We start from the raw sequence: 4,578 nt of genomic DNA on the forward strand, positions 1-4,578 counted from the left end.
CCTGTTCGACTTCTCCGTCTACGTCGACGCCCGCATCGAGGACATCGAGAACTGGTACATCTCCCGGTTCCTGTCGATGCGGGAGGGCGCGTTCGCCGACCCGGCCTCGCACTTCCACCACTACTCCTTGAACACCGGTTCCGGCCCGGGCGGGCGCTGACCGATCAGGTGCAACCTGCTGCCGGCCATCCGGCCGCGCGCGCCGGCGATGACGCGGTTGGCCAGCGACACCACCTGCGGAGTGGACCGGTAGTCGCGTTCCAGCCGCACCACGGCGGCCTCGGGGAAGCGCCGCGAGAAGTCGAGCAGGTAGCGCGGCGACGCGCCGGTGAACGAATAGATGGTCTGGTTGGCGTCACCGACGACGGTCAGGTCGTCACGGCCACCCAGCCAGGCGTCGAGCACCCGCTGCTGCAGCGGTGTGACGTCCTGGTACTCGTCGACGACGAAACAGCGGTACCGGTCCCGGAACTCCTGGGCCACGGCGACGTCGTTCTCGATGGCGGCGGCGGTGTGCAGCAGCAGGTCGTCGAAATCCAGCAGCACCAAGCCCTCGCGGCGGGACTTCAGGGTCTCGTAGTTGGCGTAGGCCGTCGCGACCTTCTCCGCGTCGAACGGGATGTCCCGGCCGGCGTCGGCGACGGCCTGCGCGTAAGCCTCCGGCGTGATCAGCGACGCCTTGGCCCACTCGATCTCGCCGGCGAGGTCACGGACGTTGTCGGTGCCGGTGGGCAGCCCGGTCCGGTTGGCGGCCTGCGCGACGACGGCGAACTTGCTGTCCATCAGCTGCCACTCGGTGTTGCCGACGACGCGCGGCCAGAAGTACGCCAGCTGGCGCCGCGCGGCGGCGTGGAACGTCTGAGCCTGCACGGATTCGGTGGAGGCACCCGCGTCATCGCCGCCGAGCGCGCGCAACCGGCCCCGCATCTCCCCGGCCGCCCGCTGGGTGAAAGTGACCGCCAGTACCTGCCCGGGCGCCACGTGCCCGGCCGTCACCAGGTGGGCGATGCGCCGGGTGATGGTACGGGTCTTACCGGTGCCGGCGCCGGCGAGCACGCACACCGGACCGCGGGGTGCGAGCACCGCCTCGCGCTGTTCGTCGTCGAGGTCGCCCAGCAGCCGGTCACGGGAGGCCGTCGGGGACATGGCGACCATCATGTCAGCGCGGCCCGACAAGCGCGGGTCTGGGACGGGCATGTCCGGCGGGTCGACTACGTTGAATGGCTTATGAGCGCTGACGAAGCCACTTTGACGATGTACACGACCACGTGGTGCGGCTACTGCTTCCGCCTGAAGATGGCGCTGAAGTCGGAGGGCATCAGCTGGACCGAGGTCGACATCGAGGCCGATCCGGCCGCCGCGGAGTTCGTCGGATCGGTCAACGGCGGAAACCACGTCGTGCCGACGGTGAAGTTCCCTGACGGCTCCACGCTGACCAACCCCAGCATCAAGCAGGTCAAGGCCAAGCTGGCCGGTTGAGCCCGGCTCAGTCCAGCGCGGCCCAGGACTCGATGATCTCCCGGGCGATCGAGATCGATCCGGGCAGCAGCAGCCGCGACGCGCTGTCCGAACTCCAGTCACCCTGATCCAACGCCGCGCGGATCTCGGCGCGGGTGAACCATGCGGCCTCGGCGATCTCGCCGTCGTTGAACGAGAACGGCTGCTCGGGGTCGCCGAGCGCGTGGAAACCGACCATCAGCGACCGCGGGAACGGCCACGGCTGAGATCCCAGGTACTCGACGTCGGTGACGGTCAGCCCGATCTCCTCGGCGATCTCGCGGACGACGCACGACTCGAACGACTCCCCCGCCTCGACGAAGCCGGCCAGGATGGAGAACAGCCGCGGCGGCCACACCGTCTGACGGGCCAGCACCGCACGGTCGTGGCCGTCGTGCACCAGGCAGATCACCGCGGGATCGATGCGCGGGAACTCCTCGCGACCGGTGACCGGATCGATCCGCGCCCAGCCACTCTTGATCGGCTTGGTCGGTGCGCCGTCGACCGGGCTGAACCGGGCGCTGTCGTGCCAGTTCAGCAGCGCGGTCGCGGTGGCGACCAGCTGGGCGCTGACGTCGTCGAACACGTCGCCGGTGCGCCGCAGGTCGAGCACCTCGGTCGCGGCGCCGGGATCCTCCGGCGGTTCCAGCTCGGAGCGCACCGCCCACACGTGGCGGCCGTCGTCGAGCTTGCCCAGGAACACGGCGCCCTCGGGCGGGCTGTCACCGGCAGAGGCGGCCCGGTTCAGCACCGCACGGCCGTCGGAGATCAGCACCTGGTTGCGGCGGTCGACGCGCAGCAGCAATGCGTCGGCCCAGCCGGCGACCGCGGCGTCGATGTCGGTGCGCAGCGTGTCGGCGCGGTCGGCGCCGACCCGGGACAGCAGCGGGACATTGCGCAGCCGGAACGCTGTCATCGCTCCTCGTCCGCCGACCGGATGTACAACAACCGGTCCCCCAACTCGAGTGCGTCGACCTCGGCATCGTCGACGCGGATCAGGCGGTTGCCACGGACCACGCCGAGAACGATGTCGGTCTGATGGCGCGGTGAGCCGCCGGCCTCCTTCGGGGTGACCTCCCGTTCGGCGATCGCGAAGCCCCGGTCCGGGGTCAACAGATCCTCCATCATCTCGACGACGCTGGGCGTCTGCACCGCGATGCCGAGCAGGCGCCCCGCGGTCTCGGAGGTCACCACCGTGGAATCCGCGCCGGACTGCTTGAGCAGGTGTTCGTTGTCGGTCTCCCGCACCGCGGCGATGATCTTGGCGTTCGGGGCCAGCTCGCGGGCGGTGAGCGTGACCAGGACGGCGGTGTCGTCGCGGTTGGCGGCGACGATGATGGTCTTCGCGTGCTGGGCCCCGGCCAGTCGCAGCACTTCGGAGTCGGTGGCGGTGCCACGGACGGTGACCAGACCGGCGCTCTTGGCGCGCTCGAGGGCCGCGGCGTCCTCGTCGACGACCACGATGTCGCCGGGCGCGATCTCGTCGCCGACCATCGCCGCGGCGGCGGTCCGGCCCTTGGTGCCGTAGCCGACGATGATGATGTGGTTGCGCAATCTGCTCCTCCAGCGCTGGATTTGATAGACCTGACGCGATTGCGTGGTGAGGGTTTCGACGGTGGTACCGATCAGCACGATCAGGAACGCCACGCGCAGCGGTGTGATCACCAGCACGTTGACCAGTCGCGCTTCGGGGGTGATCGGTGTGATGTCGCCGTAGCCCGTGGTCGACAGGGACACCGTCGCGTAGTAGAGGCAGTCCAGGAAGGACAGCGGATTCTCTTGGCTGTCGCGGTATCCGTCGCGGTCGAGATAGACGATCAACACCGCGGCGAACAACGCGCCGAGTGCATAGATGACGCGGACGGTGATGCGCCGCCCCGGGCTGACCGTCTCGGCCGGGATCTGCACACGGTCGGTGAGCGCGTGGACCGGCATATCAGCCAGGGACTGATCGAACCGGCGCATCCGCCGCCGCAGCCGCCCCTTAGCCACGGGGGCCGGTCATCGCATGAGGCGTCAACACCAGCACAATGTAATCATGGCCACGTCGTCGACGGCACTGCAGCAGATCACCACGTCCTCACGCGGCGCCCGGATGGGTGCCTGGCTGGTCGGGATGGGCATCCTGCACTTCCTCGCCCCGAAGCCGTTCGACGCCATCGTGCCTGAGGAGCTGCCGGGCAGTCAGCGCTTCTACACCTACGCCTCCGGCGTCGCCGAGATCGGCGTCGGCGGACTGCTGCTGACCCGGAAGACCCGCAAAGCCGGCGCGCTGTCGGCGATCGCGTTGTTCGTCGGGGTGTTCCCCGGAAACGTGAACATGGTCCGGCTGTGGTTCGACGATCCGTCCAAGTCACTTCCGCTGCGGCTGGGTGCCATCGCCCGCCTGCCCCTGCAGATCCCGATGATCACGCAGGCGTGGAAGATCTACCGCGAGAGCTGAGCGACCTCCTCACCGCCGGGCTGCGCGGCCAGCAACGCGATCAGCGCGTCCTCGTCGGGCAGGCCGTCCGGGACGACCGTGCGCCCGGACCGCACATAGTGGAAAGCCGCGCGCACCGAGGACACCGGGCGATCATGCAGCCGAGCCCACGCCAGCCGGTACACCGCCAGCTGAACAGCGTTGTGCCGCAATTCTTCATCGGTCGACGGCGGCTCCCCGGTCTTCCAGTCCAGCACGGTCACTCCACCGTCGTCGTCGGCGAAGACCGCGTCGATGCGGCCACGCACCACCCGCCCGGCGAGCATCATGTCGAACGGCACCTCCACATCGATCGGGGTGCGGGCAGCCCACGGCGACACGGCGAACGCGTTCTGGAGTTCCTCGAGCTCGCCCCGGTCGTCGCGGTCGGCGTCCATCGCGCCGGGCAGGTCGTCGAGATCGAACAACTTCTCGGCCTGGAAGTACCGTTGCACCCATTCATGGAATGCGGTGCCCAGCAACGCGTGTGAGTCGGGGCGGCGTCGTAGGACATGCGGAAGGCGAGCCGGCATTCGTCGAAACTGACGGGTCCGAGCCAGCGCCGGTCGACGCGGGCGCACGCATCTTCCCCGTCCTCCGCGCTGATGGACATCTTGGTG

The 4,578-nt window shown here is 69.1% G+C and carries 5 protein-coding genes and 2 pseudogenes; 3 read left to right on the plus strand and 4 right to left on the minus strand.

Annotated elements, in window-relative coordinates; all coding sequences use genetic code 11:
- Positions 1-127 (plus strand): annotated as a pseudogene (locus ASJ79_RS32480) (type I pantothenate kinase); the annotation flags it as partial.
- Here the strand turns inward: ASJ79_RS32480 and ASJ79_RS19280 are convergent.
- A pseudogene (locus ASJ79_RS19280) lies at positions 124-1,158 on the minus strand (ATP-dependent helicase); the annotation flags it as partial. The pseudogenes ASJ79_RS32480 and ASJ79_RS19280 overlap by 4 nt on opposite strands.
- A gap of 69 nt (positions 1,159-1,227) precedes the next feature.
- Here ASJ79_RS19280 and mrx1 point away from each other — a divergent pair.
- Positions 1,228-1,479: a mycoredoxin Mrx1 gene (gene mrx1 / locus ASJ79_RS19285; RefSeq protein ID WP_067958609.1), complete on the plus strand. Its 252-nt coding sequence runs from the start codon at positions 1,228-1,230 to the stop codon at positions 1,477-1,479.
- 7 nt (positions 1,480-1,486) lie between these two features.
- Here mrx1 and nudC read toward each other — a convergent pair whose 3' ends face one another.
- A complete protein-coding gene (gene nudC / locus ASJ79_RS19290; RefSeq protein WP_067958611.1) occupies positions 1,487-2,413 on the minus strand; it encodes an NAD(+) diphosphatase in 927 nt (308 codons plus the stop codon).
- Positions 2,410-3,489 (minus strand): TrkA family potassium uptake protein, encoded by a 1,080-nt coding sequence (locus tag ASJ79_RS19295; RefSeq protein ID WP_067958614.1) that lies wholly within the window; start codon positions 3,487-3,489, stop codon positions 2,410-2,412. Before ASJ79_RS19295 ends, nudC begins: the two co-directional genes overlap by 4 nt.
- 46 nt (positions 3,490-3,535) lie before the next feature.
- Here ASJ79_RS19295 and ASJ79_RS19300 point away from each other — a divergent pair, with 46 nt between their 5' ends.
- Complete coding sequence (locus ASJ79_RS19300) at positions 3,536-3,940, plus strand: hypothetical protein (protein ID WP_067958616.1); 405 nt, start codon at positions 3,536-3,538, stop codon at positions 3,938-3,940.
- Here ASJ79_RS19300 and ASJ79_RS19305 read toward each other — a convergent pair.
- Positions 3,925-4,578: PD-(D/E)XK nuclease family protein (locus ASJ79_RS19305; RefSeq protein ID WP_197420283.1), on the minus strand; the 654-nt coding region annotated here is incomplete at its 5' end. The genes ASJ79_RS19300 and ASJ79_RS19305 overlap by 16 nt on opposite strands.

Origin of the sequence: Mycobacterium sp. NAZ190054 (assembly GCF_001545925.1) — a bacterium.
Lineage (GTDB): Bacteria > Actinomycetota > Actinomycetes > Mycobacteriales > Mycobacteriaceae > Mycobacterium.